This window comes from Ereboglobus sp. PH5-10 (assembly GCF_029504735.1).
Lineage (GTDB): Bacteria > Verrucomicrobiota > Verrucomicrobiia > Opitutales > Opitutaceae > Ereboglobus.
On sequence record NZ_JAQFIP010000010.1, the window covers coordinates 1 to 24,977 of the forward strand.

The 24,977-nt window shown below is 55.4% G+C and carries 15 protein-coding genes; 3 read left to right on the top strand and 12 right to left on the bottom strand.

Annotation, left to right across the window (positions count from 1 at the left end):
• The 11 genes from M2447_RS09130 to M2447_RS09180 all read right to left on the bottom strand — a co-directional run.
• The coding region (locus M2447_RS09130; protein WP_277558431.1) for a transposase at nt 1–689 on the bottom strand (689 nt) is incomplete at its 3' end.
• Between the two features lie 283 nt (nt 690–972).
• Nucleotides 973–1,878 (bottom strand): hypothetical protein, encoded by a 906-nt coding sequence (locus M2447_RS09135; protein ID WP_277558358.1) that lies wholly within the window; start codon nt 1,876–1,878, stop codon nt 973–975.
• Nucleotides 1,875–2,861 carry a class I SAM-dependent methyltransferase gene (locus tag M2447_RS09140; RefSeq protein ID WP_277558359.1) on the bottom strand — a complete coding sequence of 329 codons (987 nt, stop codon included), beginning with the start codon at nt 2,859–2,861 and terminating at the stop codon, nt 1,875–1,877. Before M2447_RS09140 ends, M2447_RS09135 begins: the two co-directional genes overlap by 4 nt.
• Before the next feature lie 2 nt (nt 2,862–2,863).
• Entirely contained in the window at nt 2,864–3,928 is a 1,065-nt protein-coding gene (locus tag M2447_RS09145; RefSeq protein ID WP_277558360.1) for an ABC transporter ATP-binding protein, read from the bottom strand.
• A gap of 2 nt (nt 3,929–3,930) precedes the next feature.
• A complete protein-coding gene (locus tag M2447_RS09150; protein WP_277558361.1) occupies nt 3,931–4,452 on the bottom strand; it encodes an ABC transporter permease subunit in 522 nt (173 codons plus the stop codon).
• Nucleotides 4,453–4,747: 295 nt separating this feature from the next.
• Complete coding sequence (locus M2447_RS09155) at nt 4,748–5,560, bottom strand: sugar ABC transporter permease (RefSeq protein ID WP_277558362.1); 813 nt, start codon at nt 5,558–5,560, stop codon at nt 4,748–4,750.
• An 83-nt stretch (nt 5,561–5,643) separates the two neighbouring features.
• The gene (locus M2447_RS09160) at nt 5,644–6,930 is read right to left on the bottom strand and encodes an extracellular solute-binding protein (protein WP_277558363.1); all 1,287 of its coding nucleotides are present in this window, start codon (nt 6,928–6,930) and stop codon (nt 5,644–5,646) included.
• Nucleotides 6,931–7,667: 737 nt separating this feature from the next.
• Nucleotides 7,668–9,116 (bottom strand): IS1634 family transposase, encoded by a 1,449-nt coding sequence (locus M2447_RS09165; protein ID WP_277558364.1) that lies wholly within the window; start codon nt 9,114–9,116, stop codon nt 7,668–7,670.
• Nucleotides 9,117–9,417: 301 nt separating this feature from the next.
• Nucleotides 9,418–12,279, bottom strand: a complete 2,862-nt coding sequence (locus M2447_RS09170) for a type IA DNA topoisomerase (protein ID WP_277558365.1) — start codon at nt 12,277–12,279, stop codon at nt 9,418–9,420.
• A 286-nt stretch (nt 12,280–12,565) separates the two neighbouring features.
• Nucleotides 12,566–13,930, bottom strand: a complete 1,365-nt coding sequence (locus M2447_RS09175) for a PTS sugar transporter subunit IIA (protein ID WP_277558366.1) — start codon at nt 13,928–13,930, stop codon at nt 12,566–12,568.
• Between the two features lie 42 nt (nt 13,931–13,972).
• Nucleotides 13,973–14,347, bottom strand: a complete 375-nt coding sequence (locus M2447_RS09180) for an NADH-quinone oxidoreductase subunit A (protein ID WP_277508722.1) — start codon at nt 14,345–14,347, stop codon at nt 13,973–13,975.
• 288 nt (nt 14,348–14,635) lie between these two features.
• On the opposite strand from M2447_RS09180, the gene M2447_RS09185 reads away from it, so the two are divergent.
• The 3 genes from M2447_RS09185 (at nt 14,636) to M2447_RS09195 (ending at nt 23,742) form a co-directional block, all read left to right on the top strand.
• Nucleotides 14,636–15,742 carry an SGNH/GDSL hydrolase family protein gene (locus M2447_RS09185; RefSeq protein WP_277558367.1) on the top strand — a complete coding sequence of 369 codons (1,107 nt, stop codon included), beginning with the start codon at nt 14,636–14,638 and terminating at the stop codon, nt 15,740–15,742.
• A gap of 129 nt (nt 15,743–15,871) precedes the next feature.
• Nucleotides 15,872–21,913, top strand: a complete 6,042-nt coding sequence (locus M2447_RS09190; protein ID WP_277558368.1) for a calcineurin-like phosphoesterase C-terminal domain-containing protein — start codon at nt 15,872–15,874, stop codon at nt 21,911–21,913.
• A 44-nt stretch (nt 21,914–21,957) separates the two neighbouring features.
• Nucleotides 21,958–23,742: an alpha-L-rhamnosidase C-terminal domain-containing protein gene (locus tag M2447_RS09195; RefSeq protein ID WP_343215390.1), complete on the top strand. Its 1,785-nt coding sequence runs from the start codon at nt 21,958–21,960 to the stop codon at nt 23,740–23,742.
• Nucleotides 23,743–23,790: 48 nt separating this feature from the next.
• On the opposite strand, the gene M2447_RS09200 is transcribed toward M2447_RS09195, so the two are convergent.
• Nucleotides 23,791–24,927, bottom strand: a complete 1,137-nt coding sequence (locus M2447_RS09200; RefSeq protein WP_277558370.1) for a DUF4268 domain-containing protein — start codon at nt 24,925–24,927, stop codon at nt 23,791–23,793.
• Nucleotides 24,928–24,977: the final 50 nt, after the last annotated feature.

Sequence of the window (24,977 nt, forward strand, 5' to 3'; positions counted from 1 at the left end):
AGGCACTTGTCCGAGATAAATAGTTTCGCGGTTTTGAGGCCCCGTTCTTTCAGGCGTCGCAGGAAATTTTGCCACGAGGCTTTGTCCTCTTTTGTGCCTTCCTCGACTCCGAGCACTTCGCGGTAGCCCTCGGCGTTCACGCCAACTGCCACAAGGATGCTCACGTTTTTGACTTCGCCGCCCCAGCTGCGCTTCAGCCAGATGCCGTCGAGATAGACGTAAACATGCCCGCCTTCGATTGGCCGCGCGCGCCAGCCGTCAATTTGCACCGCGATTTTCTGATTTAGTTCGCTCAGTGTCGAGGGGCTCACCCGGCTGCCCCACAGCGCCTCGGTGATGTCCTCGACGCGGCGCACTGACACGCCCGCCAGATACATTTCCACCAGCGCTTCCTCCACGCTGCTTTCGCGCCGCCGGTAGCGTTCGATGATGGCCGTCTCAAAGGGCAGTTTTCGCAGCTTGGGCATGCGCAGCGTCACCTCGCCCGCCTTGGTGTGGTATTGCCGCTCATAATGGCCCGCCCGGGTCGTGGCGCGTTGTTCGGTGTGCTCGTAGCGTCCGGCTTTGCATAGCAGCTCGGCCTCGGCGTCGAGCATCGCGTTGAGCGTTTGTTCCACCGTGCTTAGCACCACCTTGTCCAGGTGGCCTTTGATCATGCTTTCGTCCACGCGGATCACTCCGCCAGACAGCGCTTTGCCGACGGCCTCGGTGCCGCCTTCATCTGGGTTTTCAGTTTTTTGGTTCATCGGGAGTAGTCCCCCGCTGCTATAGCTTTAAAAAATGTGCGCAAGATTCCGGACGTTATCTTCTTTGGGCAACAGCCCCCTTGACGGACACTACCTCCGTTTTCATTCTTTGGGCAACAGCCCCCTTGACGGACACTACCCTAACTCTTCCAAGTTGCTAAGACCCTACTACGCAAAAGTGTCCACTACCTACACGATTCTCTCCTTCTCGACTTCATGAATAAATTCAGGCGTGATTTACAGGAAAACCGTTCCCCGCAGGTGCGCTCTTAAAATTCTCTAGTATGCTTTTTACTCCATTAATAAATTCTTGCCGCGAATATCGCCCGTTTACTAGACATCCCTCGACGTAATCCCTAAATTTGCTACTTTCACAACGTGATTGAAAAATTAAACACGCCCGAACGAAATGCTTTCCCTCACTCAATAAGCCATCACGATAATTTTCATACATGAATTCAAGTGTGTCGAGCTCACTAAAAACATACATTATTCTCACAAACTCATCTTCATCCCTAGTTTGTTCTGGAGTAGAATTTCCACTGATATGTTGTCCAGACGTAATAATTGTTGCGCCACTTACTAGGGGCATGAGTTTAGTTTTTTCCCGGACTAAATCTTCATTAAGTGCCCTTCTCCGCTCAAATGAAACGCGGAAAAGCTCTGAACGTTGTGCCGCACGGGTAGCGAGAGCACTCATAACAAGGCCTACAACAATTCCGGCCCAAGCAGCCGCATTGGGGTCCCATAAGCTGGGATGTGTTGTGACCGGTATAGGGGTCCGCATGGACCATTTAGGTTCGGCCCAAGACTTTGTAAACGTGAACGTATCTTGTGGGAAAAAAAAGTCGCGAATATTTTTAGGTGCGATTTCACAATTTACCACTCTGTGAGAAAAATATGGTATAAATCCGCCTAAAATACAAACAATCAAAACAACTAGATATTTGCTCCTGCGGTTCTTTATAAAAATCCACTTGATTCTTGAATCAAGCCATTCCATTTTTTTAGATGCATTTTTAGTAGGAACAAATCCTAATTCACGAATATATTTTTTAGGATTTTGGAATGCTTTGATTGCAGTCCAATGAAATTCTTTTGATTTACCTGTATTAGTTTTTTTTGAGGTCATAGTGCTTTCACGAATAAAATTATTGATTGAGGCACTGCAATGTCGCGAAACTTAGGGAATCCAATAAAATTTTTCCTCTGAAATTTAAATCCATATAGTTTTAGCAAATGAATCCAATCCGATGTTGTTTTATAATTAAAGCACATTTCTACAGCACTATAACGAGCCAGCAATCGGACAGCTACGAAATCAAGTATCGCTTGCGCATGAAACTGAGAACGGCTATAATGTTTTAAATTTTCATTAGCAAGCATGCACCAAGATTCATATAAATTGGAATTATTATGCTTAGGCTTAACCTTTAAATCGCAAGCATCCTCAATGACAAGCAGTTTTGTTCCAACTTTTACCGAGTCCCTTAACGCTTCAAACGTCTTTCTTAATTCTTGATCCGTTGAATGATGGAACACCCAGTTGCAAATAATCATAGATACTGGTGCGTGTTTTTGTGATAATTTTTTTAAATATTCTTTGAACCAAAGTTTTTGATTTGCTACTGGCACTTGTTTAAAATCCAATCCAAGGCCATTTGACGCTTTTACCTCTTTCCAGTCGGCTTGAAAATCGACAGCATCAATACCTGTGACATACTGAGTAATTTTAGCATCGTGGATCCATTTTGAGACCCATCCTCGTCCACATCCCAAATCAACTACATGAGGCTCTTTATTTTTTATAAAAGGAAAAACATTTTTTGAAAAAAATTCGTGCCGATGGGCCTCATATCTATTCCTATAGATAAAATCTAATTCTTTTCGGAAAATACGGTGAAAGCAATTTACGATATGTAACGCCTTTAAGTTTTTTTGAATTTTGTGCAGAGGTTTTAGCTTTTCGAGCAATTCCAATAAATTTTCTATTAACATCCGACTATGTCCAATTTCCCTAAGGGTAATACGCAGTGAATTATTTACATAATTAAAAGCCGCGGCATCATTCAACGCCTGATTAAGTTCATCCACACTATCTTGAGTGTTTTTCATTTTTATCCGATTTTTTTAATTTTTCTTCCATCCACGAAAATTTCGATTGCCTTATATTTCATTTCCATGGATCCAGACATTTTTAATTTTATTATGCTATTTGTAGATTTGGAACAAAGTGTCACAATCGGTCCGATTGCCGTCCAAGCCAAAGTCTCTATGTGAAAGGTTATTCCTTTTTTTGCAGTCAAAGCATTAGGTGGTATATACCAAATATGTTTATGGTTGTCATTCCAAATGTTTTTTTGCCCCACTGGAGTGGAAAGCTTCAATCGCATTCCGCTATCAAGAATTAAGCACTCTGTTTCTTGGTCTAATTGTGCGCTTACAATATTCCCAATATCCATAAATCGCGCAACAGATTCGTTTGGAGGGTGCGCAATGGCTTCTTCTGGGGAAATACAGTAACTACCATCCGGAAAAATAAAAAGGAGTCGATCGCAAATTTCAACTATTTCTTGGTGCTCATGCGAGACAATCACCGTGACCCCTCCGCGCACCAAATGCAGGTCGCGTATATGCCGGCGGATAGCTGCCCGCATTGCAGGCTCGAATGCAGCCTTTACCGGCTCATCTAACAGCGCACACCTGCTATTAGATGCAAAAACTCTAGCCAAGGCCAAGCGCTGACGTTCACCTCCACTCAGCCGTTTTGGTGATACTGTTAAAAGTTCTGAAATCTCCAATAGCTTCGCAATTTTGTGAACTGACTCATTAATCACATTCAGGGAGTTGTTTTGACAATATAAGGGAAACGCAATATTTTCAAAAACAGACATATGTTCGTAGATGACTGGATCTTGAAAAAGCATCGAAACTCCTCTATCTTTGGGCCGAGCTTTAGTTACACAACGTCCATCTACTTTAACATTTCCAGTTGATGCTGCTTGAAGACCTGCAATAACACGCAATAAACTACTTTTCCCTACTCCCGATGGGCCCAAAATTCCGATAAGCTCACCTTTATTTGCCGAAAAATTCATTTCGGGAAAAAGCTGTAAGCCACCTTCATAGCGAATTGTGACACCTTCAACTGTAAGGAATGTCTTTGATACTTGTTCAGGCATGACTATTTTGCTTCAACTTTGCTAAGACGTGACAAAAACCAAGAAAATGAAATAACTCCCAAAAGACAAGGGAGGAGAGAGAGTGCGCCGCCCATACATAAGCCTTGAAAATCTATGCGGAATTGTCCGATTGACGAAAAACAATAAACAGAAATTCCCTGCGCTTTTGGAGTTTCAGTCAAAAAGGAAACCAAAAGAAGCTCGTTCCAGCAACTCATAAACGCAAAGCACCAAGAAACAATTAATCCCGACTGAACCTGAGGCAAAATAATCCTGCAACAAATTTGCCAAGTGGAGGCACCTTCTAAGAGTGCCTGCGAGACATGGGCTTTCTTTAGTGCGAGAAAGCTAGGAACAAGACAAGTCGCAGCCACAATTGTGAACGCAAATGTATATACACAAATTAGGCCGAATAGTGTATTGATGAGATTCAATTTTGACAGAACAATATAATAAAATGGTATAAAGATAACTGGTGGTAAAAAACGGAGTCCTAGAATAAGACCAATTGTATATGAAGACATCTTGCGTATCGGTAATGAGAGAATAAGTGCAATACCCCCCCCTCCTATGACGGATGTTGTCGCGGAAAAAATTGATATGAGAATGGAATTTCTTAGCGATGAGAACAATTTAGGGTCGGACAAAAACCGCTTAATGGCCTCACTTAATGATATGTCCAATAACCCTATTGGGGAAGAACTAAAAAACGAAGCATCACTCCGCATCGAACAAAAAATAACCCATGCAATTGGAAAGAAAAACACTATAACTATCCCATATATAAAAAACGGATTAGAACGAGGTCGAAATGATATATTATACATTGTATAGCTTTCCTAAAAAAATATCTTTAATTGTTTTTCTGCATAATGTCAACGCCAACCCTAATGGCACACATAAGACAAAAGAAATAAAGGCGGCATAGGAACTGTTCCCATCTTGGAACATCAAACGATATAGATACATTGTGATTGTTTCTGCTTTAGGATTCGCGCCGCTTGCTCCCCACAATATGGCTGGGATATCAAAAATTCGAATTAGATCGAATCCGCGAATAATTATCAGTGCTAAAAACGTATTTTTAAGATGGGGAAGGAGGACAGAGAATAGTATACGTGTGCGAGAAGCTCCTTCAAGTTGTGCAATGGCGACATGTGCAGGATCAAGGTTATCTAGCTGAGAAGAAAGCACTAAAAATGTAAGAGGAAGCCATTGCCATGAATCAATAGCTATTATCGTTCCCCAAATGCCGATCTGATCGATAAATAGAAAGGACAAGTGTTGGTCACCTACCCCTATTAATGAGATTAATCCTATGCCAGGGGAACATAGCAAATAGAAACTCAATGCTGCGGTCCACGCTGGAAGCGAAGCAGGCAAAATCAGGAAAACCTTTGCTGCCTTTGAAAGAGATCCGATACATAACGTCATTAGCAATCCCAGCAAGAGTTGCAATGCGATCGAAACAATTGTTATTACGGAGGTGTTAAGAAATGCACGCCCAAGGCGATCGTCCTCTATAAGGCGCTTTGTAAGTGTGAAAAAATCACTGGGAAAATCTCCAATGCTTTTAAAAAGAAATATGAAGGAGAGTAGCGCAATACCACCTAGAATAATGGCAAAGCTCATGCAAAGTGATCGAATGAAAATGCCTACCTGCGTAGTTTCTCCACTTGGTAGGTTTCTTTCTAAGCTGCGCATGGATCTATATACTAGTTCTTACTAATCTCAAGGAGTGCATTGTTGAGTTCTTGAAGCGTTTTATCTTCTGAAATCTCGTGTGATAAGAATTTTGTTAAATAAATAGAAATTGCGTCTTCCATGCGACTCCAACGTGCAGTTCTTGGACGAGGCGTAGAATTCTCTAATGCAGTTGCTAGTGTAGGATAATAAAAATATGCATTCGGATCTTTTTCGTGAAGCATTTTAAATACACTTTTTCTTGTTGGTGGATTACCAAACTGAGCCGCTTCGTTTTGGTTCTCCATGAGCCACAAAATGAACTTTTCCGATGCTCCTTTAGACTTGGACGACGCAGGCATTGCAAGCAGCCAGTTACCTGACATCGATGTCGTTTTCGCCCTTCCTCTAGGAGGTAGCGCAACCCCCCATTTTCTCTCTCCATTTGTATCACGAGTAATTTCCCGGTCTATATTTTTAACCGCAGCTGGCCAATTGAGTTCCAAAGCGCATTTTCCTTTAATAAAAGCGGCTGTCATTTCCGTCCAATCATAATTCAATCCACCTCGTGGACTTAAACGCATCAATTCTTTGTATGTTCTCAGTGCTTCTAATGCTGATGGGGTATTCATCGATGCCCGAGAATAGGCAGGTTCACCATCATAAATATCTGCTCCAGTCGCCCATAATATAGGTAGAAAATCGGAGACCAACGGTGCACCAGATTTACCACGAATACAATAAACGTTTGAATCTGAACCGCTCACTTTACCGCCTAGTGACAAAACAGTGTTCCAATCGGTGGGCGGAGCGTTCAAGCCCCATTCATTGAGCAAATCCTTACGATAAAATAGGAGCTGACAATTTCCCACAAATGGTAAGGCCTTAAGTTGTCCTTGTGCTGACTTACCAAGTGCCAAACATGCTGGAATAAGATCCGATTCCAACGCGGGAGGAATCCCTGAAAATTGCGCAAGCTTACTTTCAAGTTCACTATACCATGGATCATCAATTAGCACAACATCATATACGGAGCGTGAGGAAGAAAGTGTTAAATTAAGCTTTTCTCTCAATGTCGTATAAGCTAATTCAACAATTTCAATTTTTGCATGAGGATACTTTTTGGCCATCGATGCAATGGCGGCTCCTTCGTCTCCTGCATTAATCGCTATCACCAGGGTTGGCAACGCTTCCTCCGATGCTTTTTGCGCAGGTTTTTTTTCGCATCCTGTTAACAAAATTCCTAATCCAAATAATAGCATTGGCAGGATGCGGGGAAAAATTCTAGTTAGTTTTTTGAGAAGGAATGTGTTTTTCATTTAAAAATTGTTGTCAAAGTGTTTGGATCTGCAACGTAAAATCGTGACTATCCAGCTGGTTGGTCTTCCCCAATTAGTCCAGAAATGGGTGAGCAATCTCCGATGCATTGTTTGTGATTATCTGTGAAAGGTTCTGGCGGAGGGGGGCATAGGACGACCGCAGTCAGAACCTTGTTAAGTCGGTGTCATGGCAAAGTTACTCGGCCTGAGCAAGCCCAGAGATCGATGAGGGCGAACTTCGTTGTCGTAGTTTCTCCAGTCCGAAAAAAACACTCGTGACTTGCTTAGGGGTTATCCCTAATTAAAATTGAATGTTTGCGTAATATATTGGTATCAAATGAATAATGAAAAAATTACGCAAGTCGATCAATTTTGGACATTTTAACAAAATTATTTTGAAATCAATAAGTTACAACATATCTAAAGTTAATTAGGGATAACCCCTTAACCCGAGTTCGTCAGTTGGAAAAACGCTTGTGTTGCAAATCAATGGGTTGCGCGATTTAAGGGGCGATTTTCGGCACTACATTCGCTATTTGCCTCGCGCTTGTCCCGAGGCCCTTGGCGCCCATCCATTGCTCAAGCGAGCGCCACATCGCCAGCGCCAGAAAACACACCAGGATGTGCGCTTGCACGCGCTCCTGTTTGTGATGGAAAACAGGCCTCATCCCGAGGTCGCTTTTGCTTGTGCGAAACGCCGCCTCGGCCTGTGTGAGTTGGATATACCACCTCCAGAGTTACGCCGGGTCGGTTTCCTCGCAGTTGGTTCTCAATAGATACGCGCCTTTTTGACGGTTCGCCTTGCTCCCTTCCGCCAGTCGGCTGCTGATGCAAAGCGCGTTCGCCCGGCCTTGCGCGTCGCGCTCAACTCGCGCCTCGATGATCGCCGCCGCGGCGGGGTTTTTGCCAAGGTGTCTGCCGATGCGCCGGCCCACCGTTTCGTGGTCTTCTTGCGGTGAGCGTCGCAGCCACGCGTCGATTTTGACCAGTTCGTCGGTGAGCCGCTCGCTTTGGCGTCGCAGCATCGCGCGTTCTTTTTCGGCCCGCGCCTCGCTTCGGCACAACACGTAACGCTCGCCCGGCTCGCCGCCGGGCTGCTCCACGAGGCGCACTTCCAGGCCTTCGCGGATTTGCGTCCAGTTGTCGTTGTCCATGAGTGTTTGCTCGTGGGCTTTGAGCCAACTCTTGGGCGTGCCGACCAGGTAGCGCGCCTTGTTCGCGCGCAGCAACTCGATGTTGGCCTCGCTGACCATGCCCCGGTCCATCACCCAAACGCGGTTGGCCGCGCCGTATTTTTCCTCCATCGCGCGGACTATCTCCACCACAGTGGTCGCGTCGTTGCGGTTGCCCGCGAACACCTCGAAGGACAAGGGAAGTCCCTCGGGCGTGCACACAAGGCCGATGCACACTTGCTTGTTGCCGGGGCGCTGGTCGCGCGAGTAGCCGCGTTGCGCCTGCGGGTTGCGCGCGCACTCGCCTTCGAAGCAGGTGCTCGTCACCTCGTAGAGCACGAACTCGAAGCGCACGCCGAACCAGTCGCGGTAGCGCGCCATCAGGTGAGAGCACAGCGCGTCCTTGTGTTTGCCGACCCGGTCGAGCGCGCGGTAGAGCCTCGCGTCGTTGACTTGCGCGGTGTCGATGCCGAGCAGCTCGTCGAGGGCGGTCGAGTCGAACCACTGCTCGGCCACTCCCAGCTCGGAGCGCTGCGCGCAAAACCGCGCGACGGCCAGTAGCGCGGCGGTGTGCGACCAGCCGACCGACTCGCGCCCCGGGGGAAGGAGTCGGGCGAGCAACTCGTCGAGGCCGAGGCGGTGCCAGAGGGCCAGCGCGAGGTAGCACTCGCCGAAGTCGCGGCAACGCTCCACGCGCACTTGCGAAAGCGCGCCGAGTTCCCAGCCGGGGGCCGGCGCGGCGTCGTCCGGCCCGGTGGCGGCGGACTGGGAAGGGGCGAAGCCGGGTAGCGGGGGCGTGTGCTCGCGGGGCTTGACGGCGGGGTGTTCGCCACGCAACAACGCGGGCAGCTCGTCCCACGAGTCGCGAATAGCGGACGCGTCCCGCTCGTCGAGTTTGCCGAGCGAGGCGACGATGCGCTGGCGCGGGCCTCGCGCGGTGCGCACCGTTTCGCACAGGTGCCAGTAACTGTAGCCTGCTCCACGGCACGATTTGGTTTTGCGACGCAAGAACATGCACGCAGTATCACGCAAAAGCCTTCGGGCATCAATGGGGTGTTCGGCACTACAAGCACTCCGGCGAACGGTTCCCCTATGAAGAGCCGCGCACGAAAAACGCGCCCTCCTATGAAACTTTTTCCAGACTTCTCTCCAATTGACGAACTCGGGCTAAAAAAGAAACATCGTTTGCCCCAAAAGGGGGGACGGCTGACTGCGTGCGCACGGGTGCGCGAAATCTTGAAGATTTCTCCGCACCCATGACTCGCGGTGTTTCTTTAAAAAGCCACCGAATCTTTTTTGCCCCGGCTTTGCGATTTTACCGCGGCGGGAACTCGAAATCGGCTTTTTTCTTGTCCTTGGACAATACCAGGTAGGCGTTGAACTGGCTGCCGCGCTTGCTCACGAAACCCTCAATTAAGGGGCTTTTGCCGTCGGCGAGCATTTGCTGAACGTCGTTAAGGGCGATGTCTTTTTGGCAGATGCTCTTTTTGCACTCAAACACGATGCGGGGTTCGTCGTTCGCGCCGGGTTTGGCCACGATGTAGCTGTCCGTCGTTTCGTAGAGCGTGCCGCCTTCGTGCGCCTTGCTGTCGCCGATTTTGGTCGCTTTGGTGAGGTCGGGCGCAGCCTTGGTTTTGCGAGCTACGGGTTTGCCGTCCTTGCCGACTTTCGGGGCGCGGGGAGGGAACTCCCATGCAATGCGCGCGCCTTTGCGCAGGAGATACGCGTCGAAGGGGCGTCCGCGTTTCGATATGAAGGCTTGGATAAGGTCGGTTTTGCCCTCGGTGACGAGCTTGATGGCTTGGTCGAGTTCGATGGGCTTTTGGCACATGAGGCGCCCGACCGAGAAGGTCTGCTCCCAGCCGCCGTCGGCTTTTTCGTTGCGGCGGCGGAGGATGTAGTTGGTGGGCGCTTCGCAGAGTTCCTCGCCGGTTTTCGGGTCGGTCCAGACGGGCGTGAGCGCGGCGAGATCGACTTTGTTGCCGAAATCGAGCTCGACCTTTTTTTGGCCTTCGTTTTTCGGGTCGTCGATGATGCGGAGTTTCGACGGGAAGCGGTTGCCGGTGCGGGGCGAAACAAAGCCGTCGAGCGGGCCGATTTCGCCGGCGGCGACGAGCTGGCGGATTTCGTCCTCCTCGATTTTGCGGCCGGTGATGACTTTGTAGATGGCGAGCGCGCCGTCCTGCGATTTGTAGGCGCGGAGCGTTTCTTTCATCGGCTGGTTGTCGGTCGGGGAGATGATGTCGGTGACGCGCGCGGTGGTTTCGTCCTCCTCGAAGTTTTTCGTGCGTTCGACGACGCCCTTGGTGACATCGACGATTTCGCGCATGAATTTGTCGCGTGTGTAATTGTTGTGCTCCATGAGGCGGAGCTTGTATTCCCACTCGCCGGTCATGTCGGGCTTGGTGAGCGCCTCGGCGCCGACGACGGAGAGAAACTCAAGGAGACCCTCGGCTTTCGGGGTGGGGGAGAGTTCGCGGCCGTTGCGCTCCATGTATTTTTGGTAAATGAGGCCGTCGATCGTGTCGGCGCGGGTGGCGGGGGTGCCGAGGCCGCGTTCTTTCATGGCGTCGGCCATGTCCTCGTCGTCAACGAGTTTGCCGGCGCTTTCCATCGCGGAGAGGAGCGTGGCCTCGGTGTAGCGCGGGGGCGGCTTGGTGGCTTCGGCGTGGAGTTGTGTGGAAATCGTTTTGGCCTGGTTATTATCCGAAGGCGTGAGCGCGGGGAGAGGGGGCGCGATTTTGGATTTTGGATTTTGGATTTTGGATTGGGAGTCGGAGGTGGACGCGTTTTCCTCGTCGATGCTGGTGCGGCCGTAGACGGCGAGCCAGCCGGGGTTGGTGAGGACTTTGCCCTCGGTTTTGAAGTTGTGCTTTTGCGCGATGGTGCTGATGCGCGTGGTGACGTCGTATTCGGCGACGGGATAGAAGGCGGCGACAAAGCGGCGGGCGATCATGTCGAACACCCTGGCCTCCATGTCGTCGAGGTTCTTGTATTCGGAGCCGGTGGGGATGATGGCAAAGTGATCCGAGATTTGCGCGTTGTTGAAGATGCGTTTGTTCGGGCGCACGTAACCCTCGGCGAGGGCTTTTTGGGCGTGCGGGGCGAGGTTGCCCTCAAGGGCCTGGAGCGTGGTTTTGCAGGTGGGGATGTAGTCCTCGGGGAGCGCGCGCGAATCGGTGCGGGGGTAGGTGATCATCTTGTGCTTCTCGTAGAGCGCCTGCGCGATTTGGAGCGTGCGGCGCGCGGAGAGGCCGAGGCGGTTGTTGGCCTCGCGCTGGAGGGTGGTGAGGTCGTAGAGGCGCGGGGCGATTTGCGTGGCGGCTTTTTTCTCCTCGGTGACGGCGGCGGGCGGGTTGCCCAGGCAGTCGGCGAGGACGGCCTCGGCGTCGGCCTTGTCCCAGAGGCGGTCGATGCGGTCGTGCGGATCGGCGTCGTTTTTCTTGTAACCGGGGCGTTGGTAAACGCCTTCGTAGGAGCCGTTGGGGATGCCGAATTGCGCGGTGATGCGCCAGTAGTCGCGGGAGACGAAGTTGCGGATTTCGAGCTCGCGGGCGACGACGAGGGCGAGGGTGGGGGTTTGCACGCGGCCGACGCTGGCGACGTTGCCGGCGCGTTTGCCAAACATGCGCTTGGTGAGGGCGCGGGTGCCGTTGATGCCGATGAGCCAGTCGGCCTCGGAGCGGCAGCGGGCGGCGTCGGCTAGGCCGGACATTTGTTCGGCGGTGCGCAGGTGGTTTTCCTCAAAGGCGGCGCGGATGCCCGCGGGCGTCATGGTTTGCATCCAGGCGCGGCGGACGGGGAGTTTGGATTTCGCGAGCTGGTATATATAAGTGAAGATGAGTTCGCCCTCGCGACCGGCGTCGCAGGCGTTGATGACCTCGTCGATGTCCTTGCGGGCGAGGAGTTTTTTGAGGGCGCCGAAACGGTCCTTGGTTTTGTCGATGGGTTTGAGTTCGAAGCGGTTGGGAATGATGGGGAGGGTTTCGAGGCGCCAGAAGCCGTATTTCTTTTTATCAATGTCCTCGGGCATCTGAAGTTCCACAAGGTGGCCGACGGCGGAGGCGATGACGTATTGGTCGTTTTCGTAATGATCGCCCTTTTTGGGCACCTTGCCGAGGGCGCGCGCGAGGTCGGCGGCGACGGAGGGCTTTTCCGCGATGATGAGTGACTTCATGATGTTTTAAGAGGCGAGCGGTTATGGGGGTGGCGCAAGGATTTCAAGGTTTTGTTTTTTGGGGGGTGTGAAAAACACGGATTTTTGACAAAGCGCAAAGTCACGAAATTGCAATGGGATGCGCATGCAAAATGGCCGCCGTTCGATGGGCGAATATTCCGGCAATAATTTTTTTCCGAGGGCCGGGCGCGGCGGTTTGCAGAACGTCGCCGTGCGCGGAACGGCAAAACCGCCGCGCCGTCCGCCTGCCGGCGACCCGGCCCTTGCCGCAGTTCGTCGGAAGCCCTTAGACCTTGGCCATCTTGCCCTTTTCCATCAGCGTGAGCATGACGCCGCGGCGAAAGAGTGTCACCTGGCCGGTGCTCGACGAAATCGCGATTGAGATGCAGTTGGTGGCGACCGAAATCGCCGCGGCGGCCGCGTGGCGCGCGCCAAGGCCGCCGGGGAGCGCGTGGCCGTTGTCCGCCGCCTGGATCAGGCTGCCGGCGGAGATGACCACGCCGTCGCCGCGGATCACGAACGCGCCGTCAATCGACGAAAACTCCTTGATGGTTTCGTCCATGAAGGGGTTGAGGATGTTGCGATCCTCCTCCTTGTATCCATAAAATGGATTCAGCACGAGCGGCTTGGTGAGTTTTTCCACGTGCGCGTTGTCGCCGAGGACGAAGAGGCTGCCCACGGGCTTGCCCTCGCGCCCCTCGATGGCGAGTTCGCTCGCGACGGCGATCACGCGCTCGAACACCTCGGGCTTCACGTCGTCGGGCAGCAGGTCGGTGTTTTGCGTGAGCAGTGTTTGGAATTCGCGCCCCACATCGACGACCACGATTGTGTCGAACTGGTTGTTGCCGGTCAGTCCCGCGAGGCAGCAGATGCGGTCGTCGAATGAAATGATGCCGCGGGTCAGCCCGACGATGATCGCGCTGCGCAGTTGCGCGAGCCGCTGGCTTGAGAAGGAGCGCACTTGTATGACCTCGGCGAATTTTCCCTGCGCCTGCGAGGAGTCGACCAGGTTGCGAGTCACAAGCAGCGATTTGACCTTGGAGGACCAATGCCCGAGCTCGACGCCGCTGTTGAACGTGTCGCCGAACACCATGATCATGCCGCACGCCGTGCCTTTGGCGACGCGCTCCGCCTCGGCGATCATCGTGCGGTTCATGCTGTTTTGCTGCACTTGCACGGGGCGCGCGGTCATGCCGCCGAAGGCCGAGTAGAGGCGTTCGTAAACGTCGTCGAGCTTGGGCGCGGTGAGCAGCGTTTTTACGAAATCCGCGTCGTCAATGATGCGCGCCAGGGCGGCGAGCACCTGCAGGTAGTCGCGCGCGCGGTCATCCGCAAGGAGCATGAAGATCAGGTTGATCGCCTCGTCGGCCTTCGTGCCGTCGTGGCGTATGCCCGCGACACTGCGGCCCACTGCGAGGATGTAGCGGCGTTCGCCGCCGAGCTTCACGCGCACGTGCGGGAGCGCGACGCCGTTGCCGAGATAGGTGGTCATCGTGCTCTCGCGCTGGAGCAGGCCCTTGAGCAGCACTTCCTGCTTCAGGTTGGGGAAGCGGCTGATGGACACCTCGAGCAATTCCTCCAGCGCGCTGGTGATGTCGGGGCTGCCGAGTTCAACAATTCTGCTCCGGGCGATGATTTTTTCTAGCCGCATGGAATGAATCTAGTGGGGGGAGGGGAGGGCGGACGGGCCGTGTTACTTTTCCCATTTAAGCGCGCCCTTTTTCACCTCGTAGAAAAGGCCGAGCACGATCACGCCGATGAAAACCAGGATCGGCGCGACAATTTCAATGTTGTTGGCGAGGAAATCGCGATAGATGAACGCCCAGGGGATGAGAAAAACGACCTCGATGTCGAAAAGGATGAACAGCATCACGGTGACGTAAAACTTCACCGAAAAACGCGTGTGCGGGTTGCCGTCCGACTTGACGCCGCACTCATAGGGGGTGTCCTTGATGGCGTTTCTGCGCGCGCGCTGTCCCAGCAACTGCGAGGTGAGGAGCACGCCCGCCGTGAGCGCGATGGCGAGGCAGATTTGGACGAGGATGGGAAAATAAGCCGCGGAGGACATGGTGAGATAAATTTGAGAAGCGAAAAACGCAGCCTGTTACATGGCCGCAGAACAGCCGTGGAGACAAGGGATTTTTTGGATGGTTGCGTGTTGGCGCCGTTAAGTGCCGCTAAAGGCCATTCGCGCAAGATGATGGCCTGCCCGGGATGCCGCCAAATCAGGAGGGCGTAAAAATAATATGAGTTTTCATTCTTGAGTCTTGGGCTTTGGATTTCTATCCAATCACCTTCTCCCCCTTTTAGCCGCCCTATGCAAAACCCTAGACCCATGCCTCGCTTATTCCATTCCATGAGCGCGCTGCCCGTATTTTTGGCATTGCTGCTGTTTTCCGCCGCCGGACTTTTCGCCGCGGACGCGCCCAAAAAAGCGCCTCAAAAGGAAATCGTGTGGCACGACGCCGCGCAGTGGAAACCAGGCGGCCGCGCCTGGGACGACACGCCCTCGCACTACTCGCGCCTCCCTCAACGCGCAGAGGGCAAGGTCACCAAGGCAGTCTGGCGACTCTCTCGCAACTCGGCGGGCCTCGTTGTCTATTTCAGAACCAACGCGCCGGTGATCCACACGCGTCACGAAGTCTCGGGCGAGTTGGCGAAACCGCACATGACCGCAACCGGCGTCAGCGGTCTCGACCTGTATGCGCGCGCTCCGAACGGCCAGTGGCGCTGGGCGGGCTCGTCGAAACCCAAGAACAAAATCCACGAGGAAAAAATCCTCAACGGAGCGACCCCCGAATGGCGCGACTACATGCTCTATCTGCCGCTCTACAACAACACCGTTTCGGTCGAAATCGGCGTCCCCGAGGGCAGCTCGCTCGAACCCGTCGCGCCGCCCCAGGCCAAGCCGATCGTTTATTACGGCACCTCCATCGCGCATGGCTGCTCCGCGTCGCGTCCCGGCATGACTACGCCGGCAATACTCGGACGCAAGCTCGACACGCCCGTCATCAACCTCGGTTTTTCCGGCAACGGCAAAATGGAACCGGCGATGGCCGGCCTCGTCGCGGAAATCGACGCCTCGGTCTTCGTTCTCGACTGCCTGCCCAACATGAGCTCGCTCGCCGCGGACGAGATCACCAAGCGCACGGAAAACTGCATCCGCGCCATCCGCAAAAAACACCCGGCGACCCCGATCATATTGATGGAGGATCGCAGCTACGCGAACGCGTGGATACTGCCCCGGCAGTTCAAGAAAAACGAAACCGCCCGCGCCGCGCTGCGCTCCGTTTATGACAGCCTCACTGCCGAAGGCGTGAAGGGCATCACCTACGTCACCGGCGGCCAGTTGCTCGGCGACGACGACGAAGGCACCGTTGACAGCTCGCACCCCACCGACCTCGGCATGTATCGCCAGGCCGAAGTCCTCCTGCCCGTGCTCAAGCGGACATTGGGGAAATGAACCGAACGGGCGCGCCCCGCACGCGCCCTCTCGCGCGTGTTCCCAAGGCAAACGCGCGCAAACAGTCTTTCACAAACCCATCAAGGCGCCCGCAAGGCGCGCCCGCCCACACCCAACCCACACTATCCCATGAAAAACACCCCCGCACTGCTCATTGCCTCCATCCTCGCGCTCGCACTCGCGCCCGCGACCCGCGCCGCCGACGTCTTTTGGGGCGGCGGCACAGGCGCCATCACCGACAACAACTGGTATTCCAGCGCCGCGCTCACCACTGCCGCGACCCGCGCCAACAGCGATACCATCAACCTCGCCAGCGGCACCGTTTTCATCACCGACAACGCCACCGTTTACGACACCAACATCGGCCTCGCCGCTGGCGATAACGCCGCCGTCATCGTCTCCGGCACGTGGACCAACACCAACCTCGAAATTTCCATAGGCGGCGTCAGCGGCACCAGCGCGCTTTACCCCGTCCCGACTGGAGGCGACGGCTCTCTCACCATCCTCAGCTCCGGCTCCGTTCGCGCCTACACCTTTTACGTTGGCAGTTACGGCTCGGGCACCTTCCACCTCGCCAAAGGCGCCGGGCTCACCAACACCGCCAACGCTTGGTTCGGACGCAACGCCGCCCCTGCCCCCGCCTACAACACTGCCATCATCGACGGCACTTGGAACGTCGGCGGCTATTTTCGCCTTGGCCACTCCCTCAACACATCCAGCACCCTCATCGTCAACGGCCTCATCCAAGTCGACAGCACTACCGGAATCAATTCCATCGGCTATACGGGAAACAACAAAACAGCGACTGACACATCGGCTTCCGGCGTCCTCGTCATCGCCCAAACCGGCACCGTCGCCTTCAGCGGCACCGAAACCACCCTCGGCCACCTTGGACGGGGATCCACCGATGACTACCACAGCAATGCTTCCGGCACCGCCATTGTGAACGGCGTTTGGTTGCAGAACAACGCCACCCTCATTGTCGGGCGCTCCGGCGCGGGCCATCTTCATGTTGGACAAACGGGCACCGCCACCGCCGGGCGCCACACCATCATCGGCCAGTATAAGGTTTTCAACGCCAAGCACCCCGTCGGCAGTCCCACCGACGGCCCCAGTGGCGGCACGCTTATTGTGGACGGTTATTTTAGCACCGGCACCTACGTTCATGTCGCTTCCAGCGCCAACTCGCGCGGCAATGTCGATGTCTCCGGGCGATGGGCTGTCGGCACCTCCTTCCAAGTCGGCTATCAGGGATCCGGCACGCTCAATATCACCGAAACAGGCACCGTCACTGTCGGCACCTACTCATCCCTCGGCGGCCAAAATAGCGGTCATGGCACCGCCACCGTCGCGGGACTCTGGACCAACAAGACTCATTTTTACCTTGGGCGCAATCCCACCGTGTCCCCCGCCGCCGGCAACGTCGGCACCGGGATTCTCAATATTCTCCCCACCGGCACTGTCACTGTTGGCGGCGATTTTCGCGCCGCAGCCAGCGCAAATTCCGGCCAGAGCAACAACGCCGGCGTCTATTCCACCGGCACCGCCAGCGTCGCCGGGCTTCTCGACATCAGCGGCAACCTCGCCCTCGGCGAGCTTGGCGACGCCCATCTTCACATCATCTCCGACGGCGCCGTCCTCGTTGGCGGCAACTATTCCCAAAACGCCCAATCCTCGCTTGCCGTCACGCTCGACAGCGCGCGAGCCACCCCTTGCGTCACCATCTCCGGAGCCGCCGCGCTCGGCGGCGCGCTCCGACTCGAAGGCGTTGGGGATTTTTCCACGCCGGCCGACAAGTCCGGCGACCTCCGGTCAGCCTTCGTCCTGCTCGCCGGCGGCGGCATCACGGGTGACTTCGCCACAATCACACCCGCCTTCACCGGCACCGCTGGTCTGCCCGATTATATCTTCCTCGGGAGGAATGTTCTTAACTTAAGCGAATACCACGTCGGCCATTTCCTCGCATGGAATGCCCCTGCCGCCAACGCCCACGGCGCCTTCACCGTTGACGCGGGCAAGACCTTCACCATCGACACCCCGCTTGCCGACCGCACTGGCGTGGCCCGCTTCACTTCGGGCTGGGATGGAAAATCGCTCGTCAAACGCGGTGCCGGCACGCTCGTTCTCGCCGCGGCTGACACGCGCACCGGCGACACCACCATCGAGTCCGGCACGCTCCGTGTCGCCACCCCCGCCGTATCCCTTGGCAACCTCATCAACACCGCCGTCCTTGACCTTGGTGGCTCCACCGTCGGCGGTTATCACACTGCGGAAGCCCTCACTCTCGTTGGCTCCGGCACCATCATCCTCGCCCTTGAAAGCGCCGCCCCCGGCGCCGCCGGCGACAAACTCATCATTAATGGCGACGCCTCCGGCACGCATGCCACTTATGTTTCCATCAATGGCGCCGCGCCCGTTGCCGCCACCCCCGCTCAAATCGCCGCCCGCATCACTGTCGCGGGCAGCAACACCGCCACTTTCGACGGCACAGGCGTCCCCGCCGGCCTCGCCGTTACATTCAACCCGCAAGGCGGCACCGTTTCCCCCGCCAGCAAGGCCATCCAGCGAAACACCGCCTATGGCGCGCTCCCGACACCCGTGCGCGGCAGCACCGTCTTCGACGGCTGGTGGACCGCTCCCACCGGAGGCACGCAAGTCACCTCGGGCACCATGGTCGCTTCCGACGCAACCAGCCACATTCTCTACGCACGTTGGAAAACCGGGCACCAAGACATCATCCCCGAAGTCGGAAACGATCTCTACGGCTCCATCATGGATGAAACCGGCGCGCCCGTCGAAGGCGTTGTTGTCAGCGACGGATACTCATGCGTCAAAACCGACGCCAACGGCGTTTACCAAATGAAACGCAATACCAAGGCCCGCGTGGTCTATTATTCCACGCCTGAAAACTACGCCATCAACACCCTCGGCACCCCCGCCAAGCCCGGCATGGCCCTGTTTCACGCAAAGCTCTCCGACAGCCAACAGCGCTATGACTTCGACCTCGTGAGACTTCCCGCGCCCGAAAAGGACTTCATCCTTCTCGGCGTCGGCGATCCCCAAGTGAGAAATACCAGCAATCTCGCCCGCTACAAAAACGAAACCATTGCCGACCTCATCCAATTCCGCAAAACCGCCACCCTGCCGGTCTACGCCATCCTCCTCGGCGATATTTGCTACGACAGCCTGCCCTTGCTCGGCTCCATCCGCGACACCACCAATCTCGCGGGCATCCCCCACTTTGGCGTCATCGGAAACCACGACCACGATCAGACTATTTCCGACGACTACGCCTCCAGCGCGGAATACGAGGAGACTTACGGCCCGGCCAACTACTCCTTCAACCGCGGCGACGTCCACATCATCGGCCTCGACAACGTCATCTACAAAGCCAGCCAGTCTTATGACGCCGGCTTCACCGACGAACAAGTCGAGTGGCTCCGCCAGGACCTGCTCCATGTTCCAAAGAGCAAGTTCCTTATCGTCGCCTATCACATCCCCATTCGCAACACCACCACCATCAAAAACTACACGGCGGTGATGAACCTCCTAAAAGGCTTCGCGGGCGTCCACTTCATGGCCGGGCACACCCACTATCATCAAAACGTCCGCATCACCGCCGTGCCCGGCGGCTACGAGCACATCCACGGAGGCGCCTGCGGCGCATGGTGGAACTCCTTGGTCAATCTTGACGGAGCGCCAAACGGCTACGGCGTCTTCACCTTCAGCGAAAACAAAATCAACGATTGGTATTACAAACCCACCGGCTACAGCGACACCTACCAAATGCGCATGTATCGCGGCAACGCCTCCTTCGGCGGCACCCACGGCACATACACCTACGGCAAGGCCTCCAACGTCATCGTCGTTGACGCCTGGAATTCCGACACGGACTGGACGCTTGTGGCCTACGAGGACGGCGTCGAGGCCGGCACATTGACAAAAGACTCGGCAAGATCGGACGCCTATGCCAGCGGCTATCACAAGGGTGTCCTCGGACGCACCTCGGACAGTTACAACGGCAATAAAAACAACCACCTGTATTACCACACCCTGAAGAACCCCGCCGCCACCCGTATTGAAATCCGGGCCACCGACCCCTTCGGAAAAACCTACACGCTCTCCGACTTCACCACCGACCTCGACGAGTTCCCCGCCAACTTCGCCTCGCCCGAAATCACCGCGCACCCGGCGGACGCCACTGCGAATGCCGGCCAGTCAGTCACCTTCACCGCCGCCGCCGCCGCCGCCCCGGCTCCTTGGTTTAAATGGCAGTCCTCCGGCGATGGCGCCACCTGGGCCGATGTCTCCGCAGCCAGCGCCACCGCGCTCACACTCACCGCCACCGCCCCGATGGACGGCGTGCAATATCGCTTTGTTGCAACCAACGCGCGAGGCAGTGCCACCAGCGCCGCCGCCACGCTCACCGTCAACCAAGCGCCTGCCATCACCACGCAGCCTTCCAATCAAAGTGTCATCGAAGGCCAGAACGCCACCTTCACGGTCGCCGCCACCGGCAAACCAACGCCAACCTTCCAGTGGCAGTCCGCGCCCGCCGGCAGCAACACATGGGGCGACATCTCCGGCGCGACTTTTGCCGCCTACACCGCCGCCGCCGCCACCACTGCGCAGAACGGCATGCAATACCGCTGCGTCGCCTCAAACGGCATCAATCCGGACGCCACCAGCGCCACCGCCATCCTCACCGTCACCAGCAAAGCGGTCGCTGATGCGCAAACCCTCAAAAACCAACTCGAAGCACCCGGCACTGGAACCGTCACGGTGAGCGGCACGGTTGACCTTTCGCTGGTCGGCGGCGCGACGCTCGCCCCCGGCAAGACCATCGTCGGCGCGGACGCCAACTCCACCATCACCGGCAACCTTACCATCCCGGAAAGTGCGAGCGGCGCCGTCATCACAGGCGTCAATTTCACCGGCGGCACGCTGACTATCAACGGCGCGAACGACGTGGACGTTTCCCATTGCTCCTTCACCGACGCCCCCGTCTCCATCACCGGCGAATCGGACAATATAGCCTTCTCATGGAATAAATTTACCGCAACGGGCGGCAGCGGCTCGGCCATGACAATCGCCAACGCCGGCGCTTCCACCGGCATCCTCCTGCACAACAACCTGTGGGATGACGGACTCAAATCCGACATGCCACGCGTAACCAACGCGCAGGTTTACATGTTCAACAACTACATCACCGCGACGGGCAACACCACCGCGACCGTTGCTGGCGCGGGCGCGCAAATCCTCTCGGTCAACAACCTCTACGAAGGCACCAACAACCCGCTCACCACAGAGCCCACCGGCAAGCTGCACGCCTCGGGCAATGACACGACCACGACCACCGGCACGACCGCGACTGGCGCCGACGCGGTGTTTGTCCCCGCGTATTCGCACGTCATCACTCCCGTCGACACGCTTGCGACCCTCATCGCGGCGAACGCCGGCAACACCGCGGGCCAAAGCTCGGTGACGCCTCCCGCGTTCAACGGCACCGTCGCAATCAGCGCAACCGTGACCGGCGTCGGCTCGGGCACGACCAGCGTCAGCGCCAATGTGCCCGCGATGGGCGGCTTCACGCTCACGGCAAACGCAACCGGCTTCACACCCGACGCATGGCAATGGTATCGCGGCAACAGCGCCATCGAGGGCGCGACCTCCGCCACCTACGCCGTGACCAGCGCGGACAAGGACACGCACGCCGGAACGTATGCCGTGGCATTGACGGCCGCCACGGGCGAAATCGTGACCTCCGGCGCGTTCACGGTGACGGTGGGCGAACTCGCCGCGCCGGTCATCACAACGCAACCCGCGTCAAAAACAATCAAAGTGGGTGACAGCACGACATTCACGGTCACGGCGACAGGCGCTGGACTGACCTACCAATGGAAGAAAAACGGAACGGATATTCCCGGCGCGACTAATGCGAACCTTGTGGTAACCAACGCCCAAAAATCCGACGCCGGCAGCTACACCGTTGTCGTTACCAATCCCGCCGGTTCCAAAACCAGCAACCCCGCAACGCTCACCGTCAACACCGCAAGCTCCGACGGCGGCGGTGGCGGTGGCGGCGCGCCTTCGCTGTTCCTCATCCCCGCACTGTTACTCCTTCTGGCAGGGCGAAGCCTCCGGCTGGGCCGAAAACCACGAAAACCATAATGCTCGCCGCGCAGCTTCCGGCGTTTCAAAAATCCTGCATGAAAATGCTCCCTAAATTTGCGGCAGCCATCCTGCTTCTCACCCTCGCCACGGCGGTGCAAAACACCGCCTTGGCGCTCCCGCCTGTTTTCGGTCCCGAATACGATGGCAAAACCCAAAAGGACACGCTCGCCCGCGCACTCATTTCGCCGCAACGCATCGTGTGGAAAAACGACGGCGGCGAAAAACTCGTTGCCAACGAAGCCGTCCTCCTCCGGCGGGGCGACAGCCAGTCCGTGCTTGGCCGCCGCAACATGTGCGTGATGAAAAGCACCGGCACCAAAACCGCGTCCATCCTCCTCGACTACGGCAGGGAAATCCACGGCGGCTTGCAACTCGTCATGGGCAGCTCAGCGCGCCGCGAACCCTCGCTCGTGCGCATTCGCTTCGGCGAGTCGGTCGGCGAGTGCAACAGCGAAACCAACAACAGCGAATGGATGGTCGGCCGCTCCACCGACGACCACGCCAAGCGCGACATCGTCATGGAAATCCCCCGCGACGGCATGATCGAAATCGGCAACACGGGGTTTCGTTTTGTGCGCATCGACCTCCTCCAAAAAAACACCGCCATCCACATCAAGGAGGCGCGCGCCATTCTCCGCTATCGCGACATTCCCTACCTCGGCTCCTTCAAAAGCAGCGACCCGCGCCTCGACCAAATCTGGCTCACCGGCGCCTACACCGTGCACCTGAACATGCAGGAATACCTATGGGACGGCATCAAGCGCGACCGGCTCGTCTGGCTCGGCGACATGCACCCCGAGGTCTCCTCCATCCGCGCCGTCTTTGGCGACAACGAAACCGTTCCCAAGAGCCTCGACCTCGCGTGCGCGCAATTTCCCCTTCCCGGTTGGATGAACAAAATCCCCACCTATTCGCTCTGGTATCTCATCATCCATCACGACTGGTATATGCAAAACGGCGACCTCGCCTTCATGCAAAAACACAGGAGCTACATCCTCGGACTGATCGACCAAATCGACCGTCACATCGACGAAAACGGCATTGAAAAAACCAAGACCCGCGAATTCCTCGACTGGCCCTCCAGCCCCAACGCGGAAGGCGTCAAGGCCGGCTGCCGCGCCCTCATGGTTTGGGCCATGCAACACGCCGCCAAACTCTGCGCCTGGCTCGACGAGCCGGAATACATCAAAAAAACCGGGGCCATCACCACCCGGCTGAACCGCTCAATCAAGGATCACAACAATCTCAAGCAAGCCGCCGCGCTCATGGCGCTCGCGGGAATCCTGCCTCCGGAAAAGGCGTGCGACGAGGTCGTGTCTGTCGGCGGCCCGAAAAACTTCTCCACCTTCTACGGCTATTACATGCTCGAAGCCCAGGCGCTCGCCGGGCAGCACCGGCAGGCGATTGACATTATTCGCGCCTACTGGGGCGGCATGCTCGACATGGGCGCCACGACCTTCTGGGAGGATTTTGATCTCGAATGGACAAAAAACGCCGCGCGTCTCGACGAACTCACGCCCCCCGGAAAGAAGGACATTCACGGCGATTTTGGCGCCTATTGTTATCCCGGATACCGGCACAGTTTTTGTCACGGCTGGGCGTCCGGCCCGACCGCGTGGATGAGCGCGCACATACTTGGAATCCAGGTGCTGGAACCCGGTTGCAAAACGATAAAAATCGCCCCGCACCTCGGCGACCTCGACTGGGCCGAGGGCGCATATCCCACTCCGCTCGGCGTGTTGAAAGTGAGGCATGAAAAAGACGCCTCCGGAAAAATCACCACCACCATCGACGCCCCCGCGGGCATAAAAATCGTGCGCCCATAGGGAATACTCACCGAGCGCGCCGATGAAATACTGCTTAAGTTTTTAATATCATTCCTTTGGAAACTGCGTTTCGAGCAAATCGCGCATGCCGTCGATTTCTTTGGAGAAAACATCCTCCAATTTGCGAATATGAACAACTAGCCAATCGATCATTTTAGGCCAGTTTTCGCGATCATAGCCTTCGCCATTCACAGATTTGGCATAGCCGATGGCTCCGGTTTTGTCGCGCATGCGCCATTGAAGCGGTGCCCCAAAGGCATCCTCGATTTTGGTTTTCTTTCCCTCCAAATAAGCAAATAAGGCGTGGTTTTTTGCTTCAACCTTGCGTCCAATGGTGAATTCCACGCGCACGCCTTCCTGTCCGAAAAACATGAGATAGCTTATTCCGGCCATGCCTGCGCCTGCGTTAATCCACGAGTCTTTGCTCGGACTGACATTACTATAAAGTGCGACTCTTGCCTTTTCCAAGGCGGCCAGTGTTTTGGTCCAAAACTCTTTGCGCAATACATGCCTGCGAGCCTGGCGCTCTTCAACCGCTTGTTCTTCTTTTTCCTTTTCGGAAATTCCGATCATGTATTCCTGCGCCTCTGGAAGCGGAATAATTTGTTCAAAATCCACATAAAGTGAATCCCCATGGCGCAGCGGCGTAACCTTGAAGCATTGCAATTTCAATTGGTGCTCCAAGAGCCATAGCGCCGTTGAGGTGACCTCCTTTCTGAAGTGTGCCGCCACCAGTATTATTCGCAGGGTTCTTTTTGGATTTAGTGTGATTTCATCAAAATTATCTTTTCCAAGGAAGCCGCATATTTTTTCTTTGGCAGAGGATTTGTCGCCGGATTGTTCCAGATAATCCTGATATATTTCGACTATTTTCGATGTGCCCAGGGTCGAGCAGTAAGAGGCGTATTTCAGGCTTTGCCATACGACGTCCCTTCCAGAGTCATCGAGTTTGTTTTCAATTACGACCAAGTATCCATTTTCATCAATGGCCAGCAAATCAAGCCGTTCCTTGGTGTCATCAAAGCCGTCAAATTCCTTTTGTATAATAAGCAATTTTTCGCCGAGGGCGCTGGGTTGGTTCGCTATCCATTCTTGCAGGTGTTGTCTTTCCCTAAATCCAAGCTCCGAAAAGGAGACAGATGGAATTTCTTTTATGGAATTTGAGGAACGGTCTATGGAAAACATGGGGAATGGTTTATATGTTGTTTGTCTAAAATAGCACGGTGGAGATAAGG

What these genes read in the sequence shown, in the direction of transcription:
- M2447_RS09190 (WP_277558368.1), top strand. Translation starts at nt 15,872, where the DNA reads ATGAAAAACACCCCCGCACTGCTCATTGCCTCCATCCTCGCGCTCGCA.
- M2447_RS09140 (WP_277558359.1), bottom strand. Translation starts at nt 2,861, where the DNA reads ATGAAAAACACTCAAGATAGTGTGGATGAACTTAATCAGGCGTTGAAT.
- M2447_RS09195 (WP_343215390.1), top strand. Translation starts at nt 21,958, where the DNA reads ATGCTCCCTAAATTTGCGGCAGCCATCCTGCTTCTCACCCTCGCCACG.
- M2447_RS09135 (WP_277558358.1), bottom strand. Translation starts at nt 1,878, where the DNA reads ATGACCTCAAAAAAAACTAATACAGGTAAATCAAAAGAATTTCATTGG.
- M2447_RS09175 (WP_277558366.1), bottom strand. Translation starts at nt 13,930, where the DNA reads ATGCGGCTAGAAAAAATCATCGCCCGGAGCAGAATTGTTGAACTCGGC.
- M2447_RS09155 (WP_277558362.1), bottom strand. Translation starts at nt 5,560, where the DNA reads ATGAGCTTTGCCATTATTCTAGGTGGTATTGCGCTACTCTCCTTCATA.
- M2447_RS09165 (WP_277558364.1), bottom strand. Translation starts at nt 9,116, where the DNA reads ATGTTCTTGCGTCGCAAAACCAAATCGTGCCGTGGAGCAGGCTACAGT.
- M2447_RS09185 (WP_277558367.1), top strand. Translation starts at nt 14,636, where the DNA reads ATGAGCGCGCTGCCCGTATTTTTGGCATTGCTGCTGTTTTCCGCCGCC.
- M2447_RS09170 (WP_277558365.1), bottom strand. Translation starts at nt 12,279, where the DNA reads ATGAAGTCACTCATCATCGCGGAAAAGCCCTCCGTCGCCGCCGACCTC.
- M2447_RS09180 (WP_277508722.1), bottom strand. Translation starts at nt 14,347, where the DNA reads ATGTCCTCCGCGGCTTATTTTCCCATCCTCGTCCAAATCTGCCTCGCC.
- M2447_RS09160 (WP_277558363.1), bottom strand. Translation starts at nt 6,930, where the DNA reads ATGAAAAACACATTCCTTCTCAAAAAACTAACTAGAATTTTTCCCCGC.
- M2447_RS09200 (WP_277558370.1), bottom strand. Translation starts at nt 24,927, where the DNA reads ATGTTTTCCATAGACCGTTCCTCAAATTCCATAAAAGAAATTCCATCT.
- M2447_RS09150 (WP_277558361.1), bottom strand. Translation starts at nt 4,452, where the DNA reads ATGTCTTCATATACAATTGGTCTTATTCTAGGACTCCGTTTTTTACCA.
- M2447_RS09145 (WP_277558360.1), bottom strand. Translation starts at nt 3,928, where the DNA reads ATGCCTGAACAAGTATCAAAGACATTCCTTACAGTTGAAGGTGTCACA.